At 68.2% G+C, this 21,989-nt stretch carries 22 protein-coding genes and 1 pseudogene; 12 read left to right on the forward strand and 11 right to left on the reverse strand.

Going from position 1 to position 21,989, the window contains the following annotated elements; translation table 11 throughout:
• Positions 1 to 64: 64 nt before the first annotated feature.
• The 9 genes from Asi03nite_RS10890 to Asi03nite_RS10930 form a co-directional block, all read right to left on the reverse strand.
• Entirely contained in the window at positions 65 to 1,126 is a 1,062-nt protein-coding gene (locus tag Asi03nite_RS10890; protein WP_203678598.1) for a M23 family metallopeptidase, read from the reverse strand.
• Entirely contained in the window at positions 1,114 to 1,929 is an 816-nt protein-coding gene (locus Asi03nite_RS10895) for a replication-relaxation family protein (protein WP_203678600.1), read from the reverse strand. The genes Asi03nite_RS10890 and Asi03nite_RS10895 overlap by 13 nt, the downstream gene beginning before the upstream one ends.
• A gap of 68 nt (positions 1,930 to 1,997) precedes the next feature.
• On the reverse strand, positions 1,998 to 3,569 hold the full coding sequence (locus Asi03nite_RS10900) for a type IV secretory system conjugative DNA transfer family protein (RefSeq protein ID WP_239102602.1): 1,572 nt from the start codon (positions 3,567 to 3,569) through the stop codon (positions 1,998 to 2,000).
• Positions 3,566 to 4,975 (reverse strand): hypothetical protein, encoded by a 1,410-nt coding sequence (locus Asi03nite_RS10905; RefSeq protein ID WP_203678602.1) that lies wholly within the window; start codon positions 4,973 to 4,975, stop codon positions 3,566 to 3,568. The genes Asi03nite_RS10900 and Asi03nite_RS10905 overlap by 4 nt, the downstream gene beginning before the upstream one ends.
• 27 nt (positions 4,976 to 5,002) lie before the next feature.
• Positions 5,003 to 6,751: a VirB4 family type IV secretion system protein gene (locus Asi03nite_RS10910; RefSeq protein WP_203678610.1), complete on the reverse strand. Its 1,749-nt coding sequence runs from the start codon at positions 6,749 to 6,751 to the stop codon at positions 5,003 to 5,005.
• Positions 6,748 to 7,686: a PrgI family protein gene (locus Asi03nite_RS10915; RefSeq protein WP_203678612.1), complete on the reverse strand. Its 939-nt coding sequence runs from the start codon at positions 7,684 to 7,686 to the stop codon at positions 6,748 to 6,750. Before Asi03nite_RS10915 ends, Asi03nite_RS10910 begins: the two co-directional genes overlap by 4 nt.
• A complete protein-coding gene (locus Asi03nite_RS10920) occupies positions 7,683 to 9,731 on the reverse strand; it encodes a TrbL/VirB6 family protein (protein ID WP_307833996.1) in 2,049 nt (682 codons plus the stop codon). The genes Asi03nite_RS10915 and Asi03nite_RS10920 overlap by 4 nt, the downstream gene beginning before the upstream one ends.
• On the reverse strand, positions 9,719 to 10,126 hold the full coding sequence (locus Asi03nite_RS10925) for a pilin (protein ID WP_203678614.1): 408 nt from the start codon (positions 10,124 to 10,126) through the stop codon (positions 9,719 to 9,721). The genes Asi03nite_RS10920 and Asi03nite_RS10925 overlap by 13 nt, the downstream gene beginning before the upstream one ends.
• Positions 10,127 to 10,388: 262 nt before the next feature.
• Complete coding sequence (locus tag Asi03nite_RS10930; protein ID WP_203678615.1) at positions 10,389 to 11,192, reverse strand: hypothetical protein; 804 nt, start codon at positions 11,190 to 11,192, stop codon at positions 10,389 to 10,391.
• A gap of 705 nt (positions 11,193 to 11,897) precedes the next feature.
• Here Asi03nite_RS10930 and Asi03nite_RS10935 point away from each other — a divergent pair.
• From Asi03nite_RS10935 to Asi03nite_RS10955, 6 genes and pseudogenes are all read left to right on the forward strand, one after another.
• Positions 11,898 to 12,578 carry a hypothetical protein gene (locus Asi03nite_RS10935; RefSeq protein ID WP_203678616.1) on the forward strand — a complete coding sequence of 227 codons (681 nt, stop codon included), beginning with the start codon at positions 11,898 to 11,900 and terminating at the stop codon, positions 12,576 to 12,578.
• The gene (locus Asi03nite_RS10940; RefSeq protein WP_203678617.1) at positions 12,571 to 13,491 is read left to right on the forward strand and encodes a TRM11 family SAM-dependent methyltransferase; all 921 of its coding nucleotides are present in this window, start codon (positions 12,571 to 12,573) and stop codon (positions 13,489 to 13,491) included. The genes Asi03nite_RS10935 and Asi03nite_RS10940 overlap by 8 nt, the downstream gene beginning before the upstream one ends.
• Before the next feature lie 35 nt (positions 13,492 to 13,526).
• Positions 13,527 to 13,685, forward strand: a pseudogene (locus Asi03nite_RS38870) (site-specific DNA-methyltransferase); the annotation flags it as partial.
• A 59-nt stretch (positions 13,686 to 13,744) separates the two neighbouring features.
• On the forward strand, positions 13,745 to 13,954 hold the full coding sequence (locus tag Asi03nite_RS10945) for a helix-turn-helix transcriptional regulator (protein ID WP_203678618.1): 210 nt from the start codon (positions 13,745 to 13,747) through the stop codon (positions 13,952 to 13,954).
• Between the two features lie 3 nt (positions 13,955 to 13,957).
• Positions 13,958 to 15,172, forward strand: coding sequence for a tyrosine-type recombinase/integrase (locus Asi03nite_RS10950; RefSeq protein WP_203678619.1), 1,215 nt, complete (start codon positions 13,958 to 13,960; stop codon positions 15,170 to 15,172).
• A 26-nt stretch (positions 15,173 to 15,198) separates the two neighbouring features.
• Positions 15,199 to 15,351 (forward strand): hypothetical protein, encoded by a 153-nt coding sequence (locus Asi03nite_RS10955; RefSeq protein ID WP_203678620.1) that lies wholly within the window; start codon positions 15,199 to 15,201, stop codon positions 15,349 to 15,351.
• A 151-nt stretch (positions 15,352 to 15,502) separates the two neighbouring features.
• On the opposite strand, the gene Asi03nite_RS10960 is transcribed toward Asi03nite_RS10955, so the two are convergent.
• Positions 15,503 to 16,318, reverse strand: a complete 816-nt coding sequence (locus Asi03nite_RS10960; RefSeq protein ID WP_203678622.1) for a DUF559 domain-containing protein — start codon at positions 16,316 to 16,318, stop codon at positions 15,503 to 15,505.
• 659 nt (positions 16,319 to 16,977) lie between these two features.
• On the opposite strand from Asi03nite_RS10960, the gene Asi03nite_RS10965 reads away from it, so the two are divergent.
• The gene (locus Asi03nite_RS10965; RefSeq protein WP_203678624.1) at positions 16,978 to 17,553 is read left to right on the forward strand and encodes an NUDIX hydrolase; all 576 of its coding nucleotides are present in this window, start codon (positions 16,978 to 16,980) and stop codon (positions 17,551 to 17,553) included.
• Here Asi03nite_RS10965 and Asi03nite_RS10970 read toward each other — a convergent pair.
• Positions 17,550 to 18,689: an NsdA family TPR-like regulatory protein gene (locus Asi03nite_RS10970; protein ID WP_203678626.1), complete on the reverse strand. Its 1,140-nt coding sequence runs from the start codon at positions 18,687 to 18,689 to the stop codon at positions 17,550 to 17,552. The two genes, Asi03nite_RS10965 and Asi03nite_RS10970, sit on opposite strands and share 4 nt — an antisense overlap.
• Before the next feature lie 194 nt (positions 18,690 to 18,883).
• Between Asi03nite_RS10970 and Asi03nite_RS10975 the strand changes: the two genes are divergently transcribed.
• The 5 genes from Asi03nite_RS10975 (at position 18,884) to Asi03nite_RS10995 (ending at position 21,963) form a co-directional block, all read left to right on the forward strand.
• Entirely contained in the window at positions 18,884 to 19,201 is a 318-nt protein-coding gene (locus Asi03nite_RS10975) for a hypothetical protein (RefSeq protein WP_203678627.1), read from the forward strand.
• Positions 19,202 to 19,369: 168 nt separating this feature from the next.
• A complete protein-coding gene (locus Asi03nite_RS10980) occupies positions 19,370 to 19,618 on the forward strand; it encodes a hypothetical protein (protein ID WP_203678628.1) in 249 nt (82 codons plus the stop codon).
• A gap of 90 nt (positions 19,619 to 19,708) precedes the next feature.
• Positions 19,709 to 20,632, forward strand: coding sequence for a hypothetical protein (locus Asi03nite_RS10985; RefSeq protein ID WP_203678629.1), 924 nt, complete (start codon positions 19,709 to 19,711; stop codon positions 20,630 to 20,632).
• 19 nt (positions 20,633 to 20,651) lie between these two features.
• Positions 20,652 to 21,011 (forward strand): hypothetical protein, encoded by a 360-nt coding sequence (locus tag Asi03nite_RS10990; RefSeq protein WP_203678630.1) that lies wholly within the window; start codon positions 20,652 to 20,654, stop codon positions 21,009 to 21,011.
• A 64-nt stretch (positions 21,012 to 21,075) separates the two neighbouring features.
• Positions 21,076 to 21,963 (forward strand): FtsK/SpoIIIE domain-containing protein, encoded by an 888-nt coding sequence (locus Asi03nite_RS10995; RefSeq protein WP_203678631.1) that lies wholly within the window; start codon positions 21,076 to 21,078, stop codon positions 21,961 to 21,963.
• Positions 21,964 to 21,989 lie beyond the last annotated feature (26 nt).

The following is a 21,989-nucleotide window of genomic DNA, read 5'->3' on the forward strand; positions in this document are numbered from 1 at the left end:
CCATGGACCCTCGGTGCCGCCATGAAGTCAAATCCATGAATGTGTGAAGAATCACTTCACTGATTTACGGGTGAACACCTTTGCTGATCATGAATGGAACCGGGTTGATGGCGTTACTTTCCGTGGCTGGATAGCCGGTGTGGATCTCGTAATGCAAATGGGGTCCGGACGAATTGCCGGAGGTGCCGACATAGCCGATCGGCTGACCGGCGGTCACGGACTGGCCGACTTTCACCATCGGTTGGCGCACCATGTGGCAGTACCGCGACACGATGTCGCCAGCGTGCCGGACTTCCACATACCAGCCGCACCCACCGAGGCCCGGACGTCCGTCGGTGTCGCACGGCATGGCAGCGTGAAACGGGGCGTCCCACGATTGCCCGGCGACGTTGCACCGCACCCGGACCACGACCCCGGACGAGGCGGCCCGGATCACGGTTCCCCGGCCGACGATGAGATCCACCCCGTCGTGTCCCGGCCGGTCGGCGGTGCGGAACCGGGAACCGACCTCGTCACCGGTCACGGGCCGTGTCCACCCGGCCGGGCTCAGCGCCGCGCCGTCGCACGCGGGCAGCGTCCCGCCGGTGAACGCCGCCACGATCACCGAGGCGCGCGCCTCGTGTTTGGCGTAGGCGTCCGGGTACGCCGACCGTTGCACCCGCTGTGCGGCCACGGTGAGCGGCAGCGATTGCCACCCCGGCACCGTCAGAAGGTGTTCATAGAACTTCCCGGCGGCGTAGTCCGGCGACATGATCTGTGCCGGGGTGCCCCACCCCTGACTAGGGCGTTGCTGAAAAAGGCCCAACGAGTCGTGATCGTTGGCCGCGCCCAAGTCGCCTAGATTGGCCAGGTCCGACTCTTGCAACGCCGTGGCGACTGCGATCACCCACCCGCGCACCGGTACCCGCATCCGCTCACCCACGACAACGATCACCGCAGCGTTACCGGCCTGTTCGGCGGTCAGCCCGGCCGGGCTCGCGCCCGTTGTGGTCACCGTCGTGGCGCACCCGGTGCCGTACCCGCCGCCCCACCCGAACACGGCCCCGATCACCCCGGCTGTACCGGCGGCGATCACGATCACGACCGCCAGGAACGCGACCGCGACACCGGCTGTTAGGCGTCCCACCGGGCACCGCCCCCGGCCGGGGTGAGATCGGCCAGGCTCACCCGACCGCCGCGCCCGGCGACCCGCCACACCGGCCCGGCCGGGCCACCGGCCCCGGCCGCGTCATCGGCGGCGGCGGCGGTCGCCACGGTCAGCCCGTCGGGCACCCCGGACCGGGTGAGGTACGCATGCAAATTCAGCTCACGGGCCGCCGTGGGTAGCCAGAACAGCACCGGATACGCCCGGCCCGGCGGTAGCGCGGCGTACCCGGTGAGCTTGCCCGCGACCCGCGACAGCGTTTCGGTGCCGAGATCGACCTCCAGCCAGAACGGCACCGCCCGCCCGCCGGTGTGCCACACGCCGTGACCGTCCGGGCGCACGACCGCGCCGACGGCTTCCCGGCACCGGGCCTCGTTCCACCACCGGATCAGGCGTGCGCCGTCGTGGGTGCGGGCGTGCCCGGTCAGCGCGACGAAGAACCCGTTGACGGTCAGCAGGTGGGCCAGTGTCGGGGACATGGCGAGTCGGGCCGTGGCGTCGCGTACGGCGGACGGGCGCGGCAGCGTGGCCCCGTTGGCGGCGGCAATGATGGCCGCGCCGACCGGGCCGAGGGTCCATCTCCATGATTGCGAGCCGGGGCGCTGGTAGTGCCGGAACCGGTCGAGGATGTCCCGTGCGCGCAGGGTGTTGAGCCGGTTGCGGGCGCGGCCGATGGAGCCGAAGGCGAGGTCGACGAGTTGCTCGGTGGTGAAGGTCTTGTGCTGGTCGAGCAGGTCGAGCAGGTGACGGTCTCGGGGTGTGAGTCTCGTGAGTTCGCCGGCCACGACGGAGGCGGCGAGTCGGCCTCCGGTGGAGGCAGCGCCGGTGGCGCTAGTAGGAGGGATGTCTCTTATCAGTCGGTTCCGGTCCACCAGTCCTCCACACCGTCGTCCACCAGGGCAGGTGGCGTGTTCATGGGGGCGGGTTCAGGCGAGTGTTCGGCCTCGTTGGGTTCCTCGTTGGACCGCTCGTTAGAGGTCTCGTTAGACCCCTCGCCCTGAACAGCGAAGGTGTTACGACCCACCAGCGGCAGCACCGAAGCCTGCTCGGCGGGCTCCGCGTCGGCGCCGGCTGCCACCGTCGCCTGACCGAGCAGCCGCTTACGCTCAGCCCGCGGAAGGCCCGTGAGCTCCCGAGCTGCCTCCCGCAGTTCGCTCGCCCGGCCTTTGATCGCGTCGGGTGGCGGCAGGGTGTCCGCGGTCACCGGTGGGACTGCACGGCCGCCGGCCACCGGACGGAGAACCACCTCGTAGCCGCCGAGCCGGATCAGATCGCCGTCGTCCAGGTACGGGCGTAGGTGGCGGGCCTGGTCGATGGCGTCGCGCGGGGCGAGCGCGAAGTACACCTTGTTGCGGGCGTTGGCGTCGATCGCCTCGACCATCTCCCCGGACAGCTGGCCGAGGAACTGGTGGGCCAGCAGCCAGGAGACGTGCAGGCCGCGGGATTCGGCGAGGGCGTCGTCGATGCCGATCGGCAGGTGCAGGAAGTTGTGACACTCGTCCAGGACCACACTGGCGTCCGGCCGCTGGTCCTCGGGGATGCGGGCGCGGGCGGTGGTGGCCTGCCACAGTCCGGCCAGCAGCAGCGACCCGATCAGCCGGGCCCCGTCTTCCCCGATCACGCCTTTGGGCAGGCGGGCGAGCAGGATGCCGCCATCGAGGATCTCGCCGAACGAGAAGGTGGTGGCCGGCGCCCCGAAAAGTTCCATCGCGAACGGATGCGCGAGTACGAGCCGAAGGCGGGACAGCAGCGGCGCGGCGAGCCCGGCCCGCTGGCCGACCGAGAGGGCGTCGAATCCCTCCCAGAACTCGCCGAGGGTGTTGCCCTCCCAGGCGTTCAGGCCGCGGGTCACCGCCTTGACCCGGGCGGCGCGCCACTTGGCATCCGAAAGCAGCCGGGGCAGTTGCGGGAGGGTGGAGCCCTCGAGGTAGGCGAGAGTGAGCAGGCCGTGATAGCAGAGGTCGGCCTGGCGTGGCCCCCACCAGCGGGCGAACACCTTCGACATCACAGCGGTGACATTGGCGGCCACATCATGCGGGGTCCCGCCGTGCACCCTCGGGTCCAGCAGGTTGATCGCCGGGGGTGCGTGCCGTTCGTCCGGGTCGATCAGGACGAGGCGGTCTCCGGCGTCGGCGGGCATCCGGTCCAGCAGGTCTCGGATGAGGTCGCCTTTGGCCGGGTCGAACGCGGCGACCCCGCGCCCGGCCTCGATGTCGTCGAGGATCAGCCGCATCAGCAGGGTGGTCTTGCCGGTGCCGGTCGGGCCGAGCACGTGCAGGTGATACCGGCAGTCCGCCAGCGAGATCCCGATCCTCGTGGGCGGGCCAGCGTTGGCGACTCCGATCACCTTGCCACCCAGTCCATGCCGCTGATCGAGCGGCACGAGCTGGAGCCGCCGCTCGTGGTTCGCCGCGGTGCTGGTCACGGTGCGCTCCACACGGTCGGCTCGCCGTCGTCGCGCCGGGGCTGCGGACGGGTCCGGGCAGTCCGGGGTTCGACGGCCGGTCCGGCGCGGAAGACGTCGCGGCCACCGGGCCGCCGCCGCGACGCGGCAGCCGGAAGCCCGTGCACGGCCGGTTCGATCGGCAGCCCGGCCAGCGCCGCGACCTCATCCACCCCGGCAAGGCTCATCTGCTGCGGGCGCACCCACCGATCGGCCGCAGCAGCCGCGCCTCGGCGCAGGCGCCGCCGGCTGAAGTGCGCCGACAGCAGCCCGAACCCGCCGGTGATCGCGGCAGCGGCCGAGCGCGCGGCCTCCTTCGTCGGGCCGCCGGCGGTGGCGAAGACGGCCACGAGGAAGTGCGGACCAGCCTGGTACTTGAGCCGAGCCCGGCGGGCCAGCTCGGTCAGGTACAGATCGGTCACCGTGGTCCGAGGATGGCTCGCTCGGCTTGCATGGCTCGATGAGCCGGGCATGAACACGCTGGCCACGCCCAGCAACGCCTTGCGCAGGCCGTCGGTGAGCAGGACGGCCAACCACAGGGTGCCGCTGGGGCGACGGGCGCGCTCCGGGTGGGTCATCGCCCGGTGCAGCACCCGCAGCCGGTAGGCGGGAGCGCGGCTGAGATGCACCTGGAGCAGCCCGCCGCCGGTACGCCCGGCTGCGGCGAGACCCTCGTACACCGCGCGGAGCTGGTCTTCGTCGGGCTGGGCGTTCGCCCAGGAGCGCGGTGTCGCGGTCGGCGGGTCCTCGACGAGGGGTAGCGAGTCGGGCTGGGTGGGCCGTAGCGCCACGGTGGTCGACGTCTCGGTGATCGCGACGCGCGGGGCGGCGGTTTCCTGGACACGGACGCCGGGCCAGGCGCTCTCCAGGTTGCGGCGCACGGCCGTCGCGGTGATGCCAGGTGAAAGCCAGAGGCCGCACCGCATGCCATGGGCGTCGGCGCGGACTTCCCACACCAGCCGCGCCGGGCGCAGCGACCACCGGCGAGGTGCGGGCAGCAGCGTGGCGAGCAGCCGCCACAGCCCGACGGTGGCGGCCGGGCTCGCGGACACCGGCGGGATGATCTCCAGCCACCGCGCCGTGCGGACGTGTGTGCGCCACACCCGGCGCTTCCACGCTCGCCACGCCACCCTGAGCGCGATGAGGACGGCGATGCCGGCCGCCCAGAGCGGCCACCCGTCGCGCAGGCTGTGCCACAACACTTCGGGGGCGTTCTGGCCCCAGGTGCCGCACAACAGCTCGCCGATCACCGAGCCGGGGATGCCGTTCTGGCCCGGGACGCAGCCGAGTGGGGACGGCTGCGGGGACGGGGACGACGCCGGGGACGACGGTCCCAGCAGCGGAGACGACATCGTGATGAGCGGGGACGACAGAGCGGACAAGATCATGGCGGGTCTCCGATCCGGGAGAAGGGATCAGCGGCGCGGCGCGGCCGGGCCGGTGACGACCAGGTCGTGTTCGACGTCGTCAGAGGCGATGCTGTGGAACGCCACCCGCGACGCCCCAGCCGCGAGCAGGGCATCGCCGCGTTGGCAGGACAGCAGGAATGCGCGTTCGCCGCTGGTAAGCCCGAATGCCTCGGTGACCGCGTCGATGGCCTGCGGCGCCTGCCGCAGCAGCACCTGCGTGGCCGCGTTCGAGACGACCGCCCGGCCCACCTCGGTCGAAAGGACATCGGCAGCGTCCTGGGTGATCACGCCGAGCCCTGCCTCGTACTTGCGGGCCGACTTCGCCAGCCGGAACAGGAACTGCGCCCCGAGGCCCGCGCGCAGCATCAGCCACGCCTCATCCACCAGGACGAGACGCCTGCGTCGGGCACCGGCCTGGTGGGAGGTGCTGACGGTGCGCCAGATCGCGTCCAGGATCAGCAGCGTCCCGACCGGCTTCAGCTCCTCCGGCAGGTCCTTGATCGCGTACACGACCAGGTGCCCGGCGGCGGCCGTGCTGGTCGGGCCGTCGAACAGGCCCTTGAACGACCCGGCAACGTACGGGTAGAGCCGGGCGGCCAACACGCGGCCCGCCTCGCCGGACTCGTCCAAGGCGGCGACGACGTCGGCCAGCAGCGGCGCGGGCCGCCGCCACGTACGCGGATCGGACGTGATGCCCTTCGCCCGGTACGCGGCCAACACCGCAACGTCGAGGGCGGCGGCCTCCTCCGGCGACACCCCGGCCCCACCGGTCAGCACCGCAACGAAGGTCTGCATGAACAGCGCCCGGCGTACGAGCGCGTCCTCGCCGTCGCCTGCCGACAGATCAAGAGGGTTGATCCGCACGCCAGGGACGCCGGGCCGGATGATCGTCCCTCCGACCGCGTCAGCCAGGCGCACATATTCGTCTTCCGGGTCAATGACGAACGCCTCGACGCCCTGGTAGAGGTTGCGCAGCAGGTCGAGTTTGGCCAGGTAGGACTTGCCTTCACCGGACCGGGCGAGGATGACGGAGTTGTAGTTCGGCTGGGCCCACCGGTCCCAGACCACCACGCCGGGCGAGTGCAGGTTCAGCCCGTACAGCACGCCTTCGCCGGTGGTGCTGGGCAGGTCGGGGCTGGTGAACGGGAACGCGGCGGCGAGCGCGTCGGTGTCGAAGATCCGCGTCACGCCGAGGGCGTCGAAGGCGAGGGGCAGGCCGGTGATCCAGCCCTGTAGCTGCCGCCAGGTGGCCGGAGCCACATCCAGCAGCAGCGACGCGGCCAGGGCGCGGACCTCGGTCGCCCGGTCCGTGAGCTCCGGTTCGCTGTCGGCGTGCACCGTCAGGTAGAGACCGAGGCGGAACAGGCGGGCTTCGCCTCGGGCCAGCCGGGAGGCCAACTCGGCGGCGTCAGCCGCGGCCGCGTCCAGCTCCGGATCGTCGAGGCGGCCCTTGGTGGCGTCCTGCCGGCGCGATGCCTCGAACCGCGAGCGCTGCTTGCGCAAACGCTGGGAGGCGATGACCGGCGGGACGGGTTCGATGTGCAGCGAGACATCGACGCGGCCGGGGTAGGACAGCAGCGGCTCGAGCCAGCCGGGACCGATCTCGGCCGGGTAGCCGGTCACGGCCAAGGTGGCGGTGTAGCCGTCCCCGACCCGTACGGATCGTCCCCCGACCTCGACCGCGTCCGGGCTGCCGGGGACGACCGTCCCCGGCTCGGGGACGGCGCCGGGACGGCGACGCGACAAGAAGTTCAAAGCTGCTCGCTTTCATCGAAGTCGGCACCCGGCCGGTGGACAGCCGGGCCGAGGGCGGCGGACGGGTTGAGGGCACCGGCCAGCACCGCGGCGGTGTCCTCGGGGCCGAGTTCTCGGGCGGCGACCTCGCAGCCGGACAGCGCCCGGACCGCCTCGGCGGCTTGGTGGACGGTGTGGCCGGGGCTGCGGGTGCTGCGCACGGCGACGGTGACCTGCCGGTGCAGCAGCTCCCACCGGGCGGCGAGGTCGTCGAGGAACGCGGCGTGCGCGCGGGCGGCCTCCTCCAGGGCCGGGTGCGGCAGGCCAGGCGCGTCGGCGCGGAGCCGATCGGCGAGATGGGTCAGGTCCACCCGCTGAGCCTGGACGTGGACTTGGGTGGGTCCGTCGAGGCTGTGCAGCCAGCGGGCGAACGCGGCGACCAGGCCGTTCTGCTCGGCGGCCGTGCGCAGCCCGAACGCCACCGTCGAAGCCGTGACCAGGCGGGTTGTGCCGTCCGGGCCGAGGTCGATCAGGCCATCGTCGGTGATGCCTCGGGCCGGAAGTTGTAGCGGTGCGGGAAGCGGGAGCCGGTCGCCCGGCCCGGCCGTAGTGGCAACCCAGGCGGGGGCCGGGGTGATCGGGCCGTCGGCCGGGACGAGCCGGTGCGGTGCCCGGCGGTGCCGGACCGCGTTGAGTAGCCACCGGTCGAGGCTGATGCCGTCGCGGCGGCCGACGGCCAGGAAAAACGCCGCTCCAGCGATCGGGACCGCGCCCACGAGGAACAGCCACGGAGGGACCAGCGTGGCCACGGCAGTCCAGGCGGCGTAGAGCAGCAGGCCGGTGAGGGTCAGGATGACCAACTGGTGCCAGGTGAGGCCAAACGCGACCCGATCTTCGCGTTCGACGTCAGCGGGGATACGGGCGCGCATCGGCGGCTCGTCGCTATGGCGGCTCACGATTTACCTCCTCGGGGACGGCGCCGCACCGGCGGCGGGGACGGCGGGGACGACTCCGTCCCGGTGTCTCTGGCCTGCGAACTCGGCGGCGGCGCAGCGGGACGGAAAACGGGGGTGGTGGTGCCGCGCGCCGCGGGTCGCGGGGGCGGCTGCGTCGCCGAGGCGGGCGGCGGTGTCGACGCCGCGCCGGTGGCCGGAGGGGCCTGCCGCCGTGAGCTGGTGGAGCGGCCGGGACTCGGCGTGGCCGGCGGTTCGGCGGCTCGCCGTGCCGCGGTCGGCCGCTGTGTGGGTGCCTTCTTCGTCGTTGCTGGGTCTGCCGCCGGTTTCGAGGTGTTCGGCGGGCTCGGCCGCGCGGCCGGCGCGTTGGAGAACACGGGTGTGACCGGGGCCGGAGGCCGACGCGGCGCCGTCTGCTTTGTCGCAGAGGAAAACGTTGCCGCAGGTGGCGGCCCACTCGGCGACGGGCTCGACGGCGGCGGACTGCTGTTGCTGAATGCCGGGTTTCCGGCTGGCGTGCTCGGCCGGGCAGTGCTCGGGCCCGGCGTGGGCGGATGGGAGAACGACGCGGCCGGAGCAGGACCGGACGGAGCCGGGCTGGGCGTAGCAGGCGGCGCCAGGGTGCTGAACATGGGCGGCCCGTTGACCCCTGCCGGTGCCGGTAGCGGGGTCTGGGCGGCCGGAGCGTGGCTGAACTGGACGGGGGCGGCCGTCCCCGGTCGTGACCTGGCCGGGGACGGTGCTACTCGGCGGGTGGGGACGGGCCGGGTCGTCGTCCCCGCCCTGGCAGTGCTCGTGGCGGCCCGGCTCGATGGGGCGTTGCGGCCCACGCCGAGCAGCCCGGCGGCAGCGCCGAGGGTCTTGAAGGTGATGTATGCCTGAAGGAGCTGCCCGAGTAGCCCTCGGCCCTGGCTTTGCAGCCCGATCGGGGCGAGGACGAACTGTTTCATCAGGCCGGGCAGCTTGATCAGCAGCCACAGCATCGTGATGCAGACCAGGACTCCGAGCAGGCCCTGCGTGCTGGCCGGGATACCCAGCACCTTCATACCTGTCGGGGTCAGGAACACCTTGACCGTGGCGAGCACGATCGCGGCCTGGCCGACCTGCAGGCCCGCGCACGCGCCGACGGCTCGCCACCAGGTGTAAGCGATGCCTTCGGTCTGCGGTGTGGCGTGCAGGACCAGCACGATCGGACCGATGCCGACCAGCACGATGAACACGCCGACCCGACCCACGAAGGTGATCAGTGCGACGATGCCCAGCGCGGCGGCGGCGATCCCGAGCAGCCCGAACATGATGTTGACCGCGGAGCCGGTCAGCGCCGACATCAGGTATTCGCCTATCGCGTCAGCGGCGGCCTGCGGGTCGACGCCTTCGCCCATCACGCCGACGGTCAGCGCGTTGGCGACCTCGATGATCTTTTCGCAGATGATCAGGCTCAGGTTTGAGAGCAGGGCGCCGGCGGCGACCCGAGGTGCGATCTCCTTGAGTCCGTACTGGGTTTGCACGGTCTCGCGCGACATGACGATGAAGCAGCCGGCCAGCACGAGTAGCCCGTAGAGGGCGTTGGCGGTAACCATGCTCGTGGTCCACACCGCCCTTACCGCCGGATTGCTGGTGAGGTCGGGCGTGGACAGCACGGTCGAGCCGAGCGCCTTCAGGACCGGGTCGATGGTCTTCTTGGCGACCCAGATCAGGAAGTCGTTGATCGCCTTGCGGATCTGCCCGGGGATGTCGAACAGCCCCGGATCGTCATCGTCCCCGCTGCCCGGAGTCGGGGACGGCTGTGGGGACGGCTGTGGCATTTGCGGGGACGACGGCGTGGTGGGACTCGGTCCGTTCGGCGGAGGCGTCGGAATCGGGGACGGCGTGTTCGCCGCAGGGGACGGCGCCGGGGACGAGGTTCCCGGCGCCGGAGCGGGAACCGGGGACGGGTCCGCCCACGCCGCCTCCGCGGCGACCAGCCCGACGAGCATTGCGGCGACGAACACGAGCGCGGTCCCGATGAGGCGGCGGACGGTGCGGTGGCGGGCCATCAGTTGGTCCACGCCGCGATGATCGTGAGCAGCAGCGGGACCAGCAGCGCTCCGACATAGCCGATAGCAGCGCTACGGAACGCCGTTTTGCCCTTCTCCACCTCGCCCGGCTCGCCGCTGGTGTAACGAAGGAAGCCAACGGTCAGGCACAACGAGGCATAGGCGCCGAGAAACCCCATCATCCATACGCGGACGTTGATGAGCACCGCGCCGATCGAGTCGGCAGCGAGCACCGTGTCGGCCGGCACGGCGGCGAAGGCCGCCTCCGGCGCCGCACCGAGTAGCAGAACCGCGGCGGCGATGGCGGCGGCACCGAGGAGCCGGACGGCACGAGTGAGCTGGTGGCGGCGGTCGCCGGTGGGGCGGCGCGGCGGCGGAATGGGCTGTTTCAGAGGGTGGCGGTTCATCAGACGTGGGCACCTCCGGGTGGCCCGGACCCCGGCGTCAGAGCGCGCGGGGTCCGGGGCGGCACGGATGAAGGGATGCGGTGAATCCCGGTGCGACCGGCGCGGATGGCCGTCCTCCTCATCAGGGAAGGGGCGAGCCGTCACGGGTTGTCAGCGCCGTCAGCGGGGCCGGTCGAGCGGGGTCACCAGGTGCGGAAAAGTCCCGCACTAAGAGATACAGATTTCGGCGTTGTTTTCGACAAGCCGCAGGTCAGCTCCGGTGCTAGAAGTCCGCGCGCAGGGTCATGGTCGCTTCGGCGATGACCTCCGCGTCCGGGTCCGACAGCAGCCCGGCACGCAGGGCCGCCACGAGCAGGCCCTCAGCGCGGTCCCGCGCCTTGTAGATCGCCTTGGCCCCCTTGCTGAGGCTCTCGGCGTACTCGGCGACCGACGTCCCGGCCAACCGGGTCGCGCCGATCAGCTCCGCGTCGGCGGCGGTGATCACCCCGGCCGTGACCGCACGGGCCAGGACAACGTCGGGGTGCCCGGCTCCCGGCCACAGCGCCATGGTGTCGAGGTGATCGGTCTCCCGGCGCGGCTCGCTGGCCCGCAGCTCGGCACGGGCGGTGGTGATAGCGGCACTGAGCAGGCGCTGCACCACCCGGGCACCGGACGGGCTGACCGTGCGCAGCGCGGCGACGAAGCCGGTCAGCAGCTCGGCCTGCACGTCACCGGAGTAGTGGCGCAGCCGGTAGGCGGCCTGCCGCAGGCCCGGCAGCGCCACCCCGACCGCGCCGACCACCCAGGCCGAGCCGTCGGTACGGGCGCCCTCGATCAGCAGCCGCCACACCTGGTCACTGGTGGTGTGGCCGCACGACGGGTGCATCAGTATCGAGGCCAGCTCCGACAGCACGATCCGGCGACGCGGCAGGCCACCGCCGAGCGCCGCGCCGTCCACCGACAGCGGCTCCGGGCCCGTGGTGAGCAGGCGCAGCGCCGTCGCAGCTACGTCGAAGGGTTGCTCACCGAGCACCAGACGCGGAGCATCCGCGCCGGCGGGCACGGCGGAACGAACAGACTTGGACATCAGGATTCCCCCGAGAGGTGGGTGGCGAGTGCCCGGCGGCTCGCTGGCCGCCCGGCGGGAACGACACCCATCCCGCCACTCGGGTTGAACAGATCTTGAACACGCTGATCTTGTTCAACGAGTCACTCTGCGTATGCGATGACGGCTGGCGCACCGAGCACGAGGGGCGATCTGGCCCACCGGTCTCCCCGTGTTGCTGGCCTCGCGCCTCGCTGTTCAACGTCTTCTCGGCGGTAGGAAACCTGTACGAGCCAGGCGGCGACGGCGCGCGTGAACATCGATGCGCCCGTGAGCGGTGAAGGCGTCAAGAAGCCTTCTGGTGAGACGACGCGGCGCGGCGTGTTCAAGCCTCTCTGGAGGAGCACCCACCCTCTCTGATCGTGTTCAACATCCACCTTGATCTTGTTCACGTCGCTTCGGATCTTGTTCAACAGCTCTGATGATCTTGTTCAAGTCGGGCTGAGACGTGAAGCCCACGTCGCCGCCAGAAAAGTCCGAGTGGGCCAGCGTCACGGCGAGAGACGAGACGAGCCATCGTCGGCGTGAGCTGGGTGTTCAACCCCTTTAGACGATCTTGTTCAAGGAGATATGACTGCGCTCATGAACCAGCGTGCGGGAGCCGACGCGAGGACCCGATGTCGAAAACCGGGCCGAAATCTGTATCTCTATATGTCAGCGTTCGTCGGCGGACGTGGCCCACCACCCATGCCGCAGACCGAGCCCACCGATAACCGCCCGCCTCGCGCCCCCATCGGCCTACTGCTCGTCCCGCCGCACACCCACCGACCGCGCAAGCACTCCGGCGCGACCCTGCCCGACTGGTACGGCATCCACCCCGAGCACGTCGCGCACCTGATCGCCCGCTACACCCGCGACGGCGACACCGTGCTCGACCTCGACGCCCACCCAACTATCGCCGCAGCCGCCCGCCACCTCCACCGCCGCGCAGCCGTTCCGCACACGCAGCGTGAGGCTTCGCCCGAGCTCGATGAGCCGCACATCGCGGCAGACGGACTCTCGGCTGGGCTGGTCGTCGCGACCCTCCCGCGCCTGGACGTCGACAGCCGTGACACCCCGGCCCTCAGCCGCGCCATCGATGCGTGGCGGGCGCACCTGCGCCCCGGCGGGTACCTGCTCACGCTGCTCACCGCCGGGCCGGGAACCGGCGCGATCGGGCATCGCTCGATCGTCATCGCCGCCGCCCGCGCCGCCGGGCTGATCTACCACCAGCACATCCCGGCGCTGCTCGCACCGCTGCCGGAGGCCGAGCCCCGCACCGGCCTCGACGCCGCCAGCCGGCCGCCGCTGCTCGACGGCAAGCACGTCCGCGCTCACCGCGACCTGCTCGCGTTCGCCTCGACTACCCCGGAGGCCACCGATGCCTGACACGCCGTCCCCCTCTCGTCGTGGCGCCGAGAAAGGCAATCCCGCCGTGGCTGGGCTCCTCGCCCAGGGCTACCCCGGCTCGGTCTGGCTCACCGGCCAGCAGCCCTCCCGAGAGTTGCGTAAAGGCCGCTACGTCGCCGAGTCGATCACCCACCCCGGCAAGATGCTGCCCACCATCGCGCGCTACGCCATCAACACCTACACCGACCCCGGCGACCTTGTCGCCGACCCCATGGCCGGAATCGGCACCACCGTCGTCGAAGCCATGCACCTCAACCGACACGGCATCGGCGTCGAATACGAGGATCGATGGGCAGCCCTGGCCGCCGTGAACGTCGCCCTCGCCACCAAGAAGGGCGCGGCCGGCACCGGCGAGATCTACACCGGCGACTCCCGACACCTGCCCTCGCTACTGCCTGCACGCGTCCGCGGCACCGTCGCGCTCGTGGTGACCTCGCCCCCGTACGGGTCCTCCACCCACGGCCACGTCCGCACCCCCGGCCCCCGGCGCGGCAAAGTTCGCAAGATCCACCACCGGTACGGCGGCAGCGACAACCTTGCCTACCGCGACCACGACACCCTCGCCGAAGGCTTCACCGAAATCCTCACCGGATGCCGGACCATCGTGCGCCCCGGCGGCCACGTCGTCGTGACCGCTCGCCCGTACCGCCGCCACGGCGAACTCATCGACATCCCGGGCATGGTCGTGTCCGCCGGAGAAGCTGCAGGGCTGGAACTGGTCGAGGAGTGCGTCGCCTTGATGGCCGGCGTCCGCGATGGCCTGCTCGTACCCCGGGCGTCGTTCTTTCAGCAGACGAACGTTCGCGACGCCATCGCCAACGGAGATCCGGTATGGCTCAGCCAGCACGAAGACGTAATCATCCTTCGCGCAACCGGGGCGGTGACTGGATGACCTCCGCCGACCTGCTGGAGACCATCAACAACCCGCGGCTTGATCCCTTCACCCCATTCCGGATGGATCGACGGGCACGCGCGGCGCGCGCCGCGAACGCCGATCGCGGTGGCAACGCCACCGCCCCTTGGCCGCGCCCCGGCCAGGACGCTGAAAGGACATCTCATCCGTGCCCGCCCTACCCACACTCCACTCTCGCCAATCCCGGCGAGCTGTGCTCACAGGCCACTGCGTCCTCCGAGGCAGGTCGCCCATGAGCGCGCCCGCCACAGACGACTGGCAGCCCGACCCGCTCCTGACAATCGACGACGTCGCGGCATGGCTGAGCAAACCGAAGAACACCCTCTACGCCTGGCACAGCCGGCGCAAGGGACCACGCGCCATCCGAGTCGGCAACACACTGCGCTACCGACGCAGCGAGGTCGAACGCTGGCTCGACGCCCACACCGACCCGGAGCGCTGAGCCTTGGCCCGACCCCCACTACCCATCGGCACCTACGGCACGATCCGCACCGAGCAGCTCGGGCCTAACCGATTCCGCGCCCGAACGCGCTTCCGCGACTACGACGGCAAGACCCGCGACGTGGAGGCCACAGACGTCAGCGGTCCGGCAGCCACCCGAGCGTTGAAAGTCAAACTGCGTGACCGCACCATCCCCAACGACGACGAGATCAATCGCGACACCCGCATCACCACGTTGAGCCAGAAATGGATCGACGAGCTCACCGACGAGCAGCGAATCGCACCACAGACCATCGACCGATACCGTGGCACGCTGCGCACCGCAATCCTTCCGGCCCTCGGTGAACTCCGGATCCGAGAAGTGACGGTAGGACGCCTCGACCGGCTCCTCCGGGAGATAGCCAAGAACCACCCCTCCAAGGCCAAGGGCGCGAAGGTCGCCCTCAGCCAGATGGTCGCCCTCGCGGTACGCCACGGCGCCATCCCCACCAACCCCGTCCGCGACACCGGGCGACTCCGCAAGCCTCGCCGCGAGGTGACCGTCCTCGACACCGAGCAACTCGAAGCCGTCCGAACCGCGATCCGGGATTGGCAGCAACCCGTCCCCGGCAAACCCGGACCTCGGCACACCGGCGACCTCGCCGACATCATCGACCTCATGCTCGCGACCGGCGCCCGCATCGGCGAGATCCTCGCCGTTCGGTGGTCGGACCTCGACCTGACCACGAGCCGTCGCATTCTGACGATCAGCGGCACGCTGGTCTACGTCAAAGGCAAAGGCGTGTTCCGCCAGGACTGGCCCAAGAGCGAAGCCGGCTATCGCACGATCGTCCTGCCTGGATTCGCGGTCGGGATGCTCCTGGCCCGCAAGCTCACCGCAGCCGACAACGACCACGACGCCGTCTTCGCCTCCAGAAACGGCACCTGGCTCCAGCCCAACAACGTCCGCCGCCAGTGGCGCCAGGCCCGAGCAGACACCGACCTCACCTGGGTGACGCCCCACACCTTCCGCAAGACCGTCGCCACTCTCATCGACGACGAGGCAAACACCAAGAGCGCCGCAGCTCAACTGGGCCACGGCAGCGAGGAGGTCACCACCACCTACTACATCGCCAAACCCGCGATCGCCCCGGACAACTCAGCAATCCTCGAACGACTCGGAGCCGACCGGACGACCGCCGCAACCCCGGCGCGCAACCGCAGCCAACCGACCGAATGATCGCCAACGCTGCCCACTGATCACCAGTGACGAACCTGCCCGCCAAGTCAGGTAAAGCAGGGGTTTTCGGGGGACGGTTCAAAACAGAACAGGCAAAAGCAAAAGCCCTGACCAGCAATGTTGCTGGTCAGGGCTTTTCAATGGTCGGGCTGACAGGATTTGAACCTGCGACCCCTTGACCCCCAGGCAAATCATGATCTTGAATGAGCTCGGTCAACACGTCAGTGAGCTGCGCAGATGCGTCCCCGATCGTCCATGAGCGTCCACCGCGATCACCGGCGATCGTCACCCAGTTAGTCACTCAGGCAGTGTCTGTGCATCAACCGCAGGCTAGCTCTTCGCCAGACGCTTGAGGACACTATCGATGAAAGCCCTTACTTCATCGGCGCTTTGCACATCTTCCACCGCCAGTCGCTCAATAAGACGAAAGCCTGCATTTTTCATAAGGCGGTCCCTGCTTTGGTCAGCAGCGACCCTCCTTGAGTGATTGCCGCCATCAAGCTCAATAATCGCGGCCCTACCTTCATACACAACCAGAAAGTCGGGCTCGAAATTTCTTCCCACAATTCGCTGAGCAGGAAGTGGGAATATCGACAAAGATTCGGTTTCCGGCAGACTCTCTTGCTTTTCCTTAAGCAGTCCGTAGAAACGAACTTCAAGTGCATTGGAGAATTGCAAGCCATCTTCTTCGAAGCGCTTGACATTGTGCCGAACCGAACGGCCCTGGTTGTTTGCCTTCGGCGGCTCTGATATCGCTTGCTGGACAAGTTCACGCCAGTTCAAGGGTACGGGCGGCACCCTTTCCTTAAGAACAATTTGCGTCAGGTCACGATCGTCGTTTTGATCGACGGACTTTAATGTTTCAAGAATGTCCGTCAGAAGCTGGTCCGTGAAACGCGTAATGTTCTCCGTTTCGACCTCGATGATCGCGATGGCGTCTCTGTCATCCCATTCCTGAGTGACCCACTCAACGTTAAGCTTGCTCACCATGAGAATGTCCGACGCTAAGTCATCTCGACCTCGGCGTTGCGCTAGGAGTGCAGCAGAACCAAGAAGCTTCTCGTTTCGCCAACGCGTTTTTTCGTCATCGCTAAGCTCGTCGCTCGCAAGGATAGAGTCGATCGTCTCGTGCTCTGGTGATGTCAAGAAGGTCCTCCCCTATGCACTTTCACCGGCCAGTATGGACTAACGATGTGGTGTCAAGCGAGCCTTGACGCCTGCCCCGGTACCAAAGAGTCGGTGCCGGGGGTGGTGGCGCGCGCCCCGATGCGGGCAGGCCCTCGGCCTGCCGCTTGACCACCTGACCGCTAGGGTCGCAGAGGCTCCGAGGCTCAAGGGCGGCCGCTCGCGGCCGTCGCTTGCGACGCGAAGCGCCCTTGACCTCGGAGGGGCGGCCCGAACACACTGCGCGCAGCCGCCCCCGGCACCGACGGCCGTGACTCGCGCTGCGGCCGGCGCGGCAGCTCGGCCGCGTCGCCCTGGCCGCGCCGGTCGGCTGCCGTAACCTCTCTTCACTACCCCCGACCGCCCGACGTCTCGGCGGCCCTCGGTCGTCCGCCCTGCACGCCAGCCGACGGGCGTCGGCGAGCTCGGGCTAAGCGCCAGCGGCGGCACGAGTTCGCGCCCAGGCGGCGGCGTGAGCGGCCCGTTTCGGGCCGCCTTGAAGACGTACAGAAAGTTTGAACAAGATCCGGCAGCCGACCGGCCTTGGCTTCTGGTCGGTGACTCTCATTGCTGCAGCGGATACGGTCAGGTCCCGCCGATCGCCCGTGACGTAATAGTTCCCACCCGGTAGCGTGGGAGCCGTGGATGAGCCTGATCGATCCGACGCGCTCCGGACCAAGGTCTTTGGGGAGCGAACCGTCTACGACAACCCGTGGGTACGTCTCACCCTTGTAGATATCGAGCCGCCTGATGGGCACAGGTTCGAGCACCATGTTGTACGCCTTCAAACAGTTGTACTTACTGTCGTCATTGACGAACACGACCGTGTGCTCATGCTCTGGCGGTATCGGTTCGCTACGGATGAGTGGGGCTGGGAGGTACCTGGCGGTATTCTTGAGAAGGGCGAGGATCCGGCTACTACAGCCGTTCGCGAGGTTGTAGAGGAAACTGGATGGCGACCGGACCGGGTCAAGCAAATAGCAGCCTTTCAACCTATGCCGGGGATGGTAGATACTCCGCATAAAATCTATCTCGGAACTGATGCCGTGAAGGTCGGCGATCCCACTGACCTAGAAGAGGCTGGACGAATTGATTGGGTGCCTTTGGATTCGGTACCTGAACTCATCGCAAAGGGTCAGATCCTAGGATCAGGATCGATGGTCGGACTGCTGTACCTACTCGCTAATCGAACTGATTCTGGTGTGCGCCCTCGTTAAGGCATCAGCGCCAGCCGCTCGATGCGAAGTTTCTGGCGGATAGACCCAGCCTGCTTGGCAAGCTTCCGTCCCTCTGTAGCATGAGCGCGCGCTTCAGAGCGGTCGTCGAGGGCCAAGTAGGCTTTCGCCAGGTCACAGTGCAACGCTGCTGCCGCCCGTGTGCTTACGATTCCACCACCATCAACAGCGGCTTGGAGTTGATTGATGGCCGTCTCGTCACCAAGCGTCGCCAGGGCGTTTCCGCGCCATCGGGCCAGATGAGCCTCATTGAGGACGATGAATGGCATTTCCGGGTCAACAGCGTCGGGTCCAGCAGGTAGCAACTGAGACGCCTCATCGAAACATTTTTTGCTGGCCGTCACTTCGTTCGCGGCAGAAAGCACCTCAGCCTTAGCGGCATAGACCCAGGCCTGAAAACGCGCTGGCACCTTGGTTCCAGCCTCGCTTAGAGCTTCCCCTACGAGCTCAACCGCCGACGCAATATCACCGACATCGACGAGAACGAACGCCTGTTGAGCCATCGCATGCGCAAGTAGAACGGTGTCGCGGGCTTCCAATGCTGCGTATCGTGCGGTCTCGTGGTGCCGCCACGCTCGACTGATTGCCCCGACGTCGAGAGCCTGCCATGCCGCAAGTGCTGCCGCATCAGCCAGGACCGCGGCGAGTGGCCGTCGAATCGACGGAAGGATCGCGTGGGATAGAGCCTCCTGGACTGTAGTTAGGTGCGCGTTCATCTGGTCAACCAGCGCGGCTCCTCCAACTCGGCAGTCCATGGCTCGTAGATAGTCGGTCTGGGCCGAGAGCAGACTTGCTGTGGTGTGGTCGATCTGCCTCGCCGCTGCGACTCTCGCTGCAAGAGCGGCGTACTCCGCGCTCTCGTTGTCAGTCTCTCCGGGGTCGCCGACAGGCGCGAAGAGCTCATCGTCGGTCATACCGTAGATGGCTCGAAAAAGCGATCGGTAAGGCTCGTTGACTGCCCGCTTCCCGTTCTCGAAGTTCGACAGCAGTATCTGAAGGCTGCTGGGGCTAGCGATCGGGAGCCCTGATACTTCAGCACGGCGTGTCAACTCTTGTATCACCTGGCTCTGCTTGAGGCCACGAGCCGTACGCGCCGCCTGCAAGCGAGTCTTCGGCATGTCCGATCTCCTGTTCTGGCAACACTTCTTGATCAGCAGGTACTGATGTGATTACGCCTCGTACAGGTTAACAGATGACTGTTAACTATTGTTCTTTGTCGCTGCCTTAACCCATGTCGTTTCCTTGTCTTGCGGGCCGATCGGCTCGAACACCAAAACCGGGTCGCAGGACCCCCAAGGCGAAGGAGACCTTCGTGAAGCTGTACGTGGACACGACCGGTAAGCAGGTGACGGTCTCGAAGCAGACCGAGCCGAAGAACGACCAGAACGGCAACCAGCGTTCCGAGAAGAACACTGGCCGGCTCATGTGGTCCACCCAGGTCATCGTGCTCGACGAGACCGGCGGTGAGGTCATCACCATCACGACGGCGGGAGAAAAGCCGAACGTGACGGTGGGACAGCTCGTCGCCATCGAGCAGTTGGAGGCCATTCCGTGGGCGACCAACGGGCGTAACGGCGTCGCGTTCCGCGCGGTGTCGCTGAAGCCGCTCCAGGCTCCCTCGGCGAAGTAGGCGCTTCGCAACCCCATCCGTACTGCCGCCCACGTGTCCGGGCCACATCTGATCTGAGCAGCCTTACCGCTGCTGCACCCTGCTCATCCTGGCTGGCCGGGACGAGATTTCGTTCCGGCCTCTGGCCGTTCTGTGCGGCCAATTCTCTTCTATCTGAAAGGAACTATCGTGTTCCGTTACTACGTCTCTTACGCATTCCAAGGACCGATGGGCGTCGGCATGGGCGCTCTGGACTGGAACACCCCGCAGCGTATCTGCGACATGGACGACCTCAAGCCCATTCAGCAGTTCCTCGCCGAGAAGAAGCACGCCAACGTCACCATCCTGGGCTTCTCGCTCTACGGCTCGAAGAAGCCGAACACTGAGCCCAACCCTCAGCGCGGCAGCGCTGGCACTCGCGCCCCGCGTGGGCGCTGATCCAACAGTAGGAAAGCGCGGGGCCGGTAACGGTCGCATACCTGCCGGCCCCACGCCCAAACCCATCCAACCCGCAAGGGAGGACGTGTCGTGTCCAAATCTACCCGTCCTGGCCGTTCTGGGCGAGGCTCCGGAACTGTCACCGTCATCGAGCAGCGGGTTCACCGCTCTGCTGCTGAGAACGCGCGTTTCGCGTTCATCCTCACCGCCATCGTGACCTTCCTGGTCGCCTTGGTCGTGGCCAAGAGCCACATGCATCCGCTGCTGGCCGCTTTCGTTGCGGCTCCGATCGCCGCTGCGTGCGGCGCGCTCGTCTGGGGACTGGTCCGTAGCTGGCCGGTCCTGCGGCTGATCTGGTGGTGGACCCCCGAGATCACCTTCACCGTCCTGATGGCGTGGGGCTGGACCGCCCTGGCCGCCAACACCTCCGGCCTGATCACCCTGGCCGTCCTCGCCGTCGTCATCGGCACCCCGGCCGCCGTGCCGGTCCTGCGGCGGTGGACCGTCGCTCTGTTCTGGTGCGTCGCCGTGCGCCACCGCCTGCGCGTGTGCTTCTCCCAGTTCATCATCACCAACCGCTCCGGCAGCCTCCCGCTGATCCTCGGAGCCCGGCCCACACCGATCGGCGAACGCGTCTGGGTCCTGCTGCGGCCCGGCCTGTCCATCGACTACCTCACCCAGCAGCTCGGCAAAATCGCCGTGGCCTGCCAGGCCAAATCCGTGCTGGTCGAGATGGCCGGAACCAGCAACGCCGCCTTCGTGCGCTTCGACATCAAGCGCCGCGAAGTCCTCACCGCTGACGTGAACTCCCCGCTGATCGACGTCATCGACCCCGCCATCCCGCTGGATGACAAAGAGCCGGCCACCGTCACCGGCCTCGACCTGCCCGACGTCGACGACGTCCCGGCCACCACACCGGACAAGTCCAGAGCAGCCACCGGTAGCACCAACAGCCGGAAACCGGCCACTACTGCTGCCGCCACCGACGGCGACGACATCAACGACTGGATCTGACCGCCAAGGAGCGATTCCGATGATCGATCTGAACGCCGTCGACCGCGACATGGTCATGAACTGCTACACCCCTCGGCAGGTCTTCGCGAAGGCCGAAGCCGTCGCCCGGACCGGCACCTCCCGCGACGTCGTCGCGTACCTGGTGCAGACCGCCGTCAACCTGTCGGCCATGGCCTGCAAGCTCAGCGAGGCCTACACCGAGGATCTTCTCCAGCCCGCCACGACCCGTCAGGCGGGTCTTCCGCCGTATCGGCATCAGGTTCTGGCTGCCGCCTCGACCTGCGCACACAACGCGGCCCTGTTCATGCAGGAAGCCCAACGCCGCCCCGCGGACCGTGCCGACGGTTACGACCCGCTGATCGTGTCGCAACCGGCATAACCCTGCTGGCCCAGAACCCTCATGAACGTTCTGGGCCACACCACCCGCCCAGGAGGCGATACCCATGTCCACCCCTGCCCGTCACCCGCTCGGCACCGACCGGGTGCCTGTCGGGCCTGGCATGTCGATGTTCGAGCCCATGTTCATCGGCATCGACGAGTTCGGCCAGCACGTCTCGCTGGACATCGTCTTCCACAACCTGCTCACCGCCGGTGAGCCCGGAGCCGGTAAATCCGGACTGATCAACAACATCGCGGCTACCGCCGCGCTGTGCGAGAACACCCGGCTCGTGCTGTTCGACGCCAAGTGGGTCGAACTCGGCCCCTACATCGACATCGCAGACGAATTCGTCGGCGACGACATCGAAAAGGCCCTGTCCATCCTGCGGCGGCTGCTGACCGTCGCCCGCAACCGCTACCTGTGGCTACTCGCCCACCGGCGCCGCAAGGTCGCCCGCGCGGACAACCTGTCCACCATCGTCACGATCATCGACGAACTCGCCATGTACCTCAAGGTGCTCGGCACCAAAGAACAACAAGCCGAATTCGAAAGCCTGCTCCGCGGGCTCGTCTCGATCGGCCGTGCCTGCGGCATGCCCGTGATCGCCGCCACCCAGCGACCCTCCTGGGACATCATCGCCGCCAGCCTGCGCGACCTGTTCGGCTACCGGTGCGCGTTCCGCTGCACCACCGTCGGCTCCTCCGACGTCATCCTCGGCTCCGGCTGGGCCGAACTCGGCTACACCGCCTCCGACATCGACATGGACAACCGCGGAGCCGCCTGGCTCCTCGGCGAGGGCACCGTCCCCAAGCGCATCAAGGTCGCCTACCTCACCGACGCCGACATCTACTCGATTGCGGACTACGCCGCCTGGCTACGCCGGCCGAACCACGCCACCCCGGCCGCCTTCACCATGCCCACCGCACGCCTCGACTGGGACATGGCCGGATGAGCCAACCCCCTCGCGTGATCACCGGA

Source organism: Actinoplanes siamensis, from assembly GCF_016862395.1.
In the GTDB taxonomy this organism is placed as follows: Bacteria; Actinomycetota; Actinomycetes; order Mycobacteriales; family Micromonosporaceae; genus Actinoplanes; species Actinoplanes siamensis.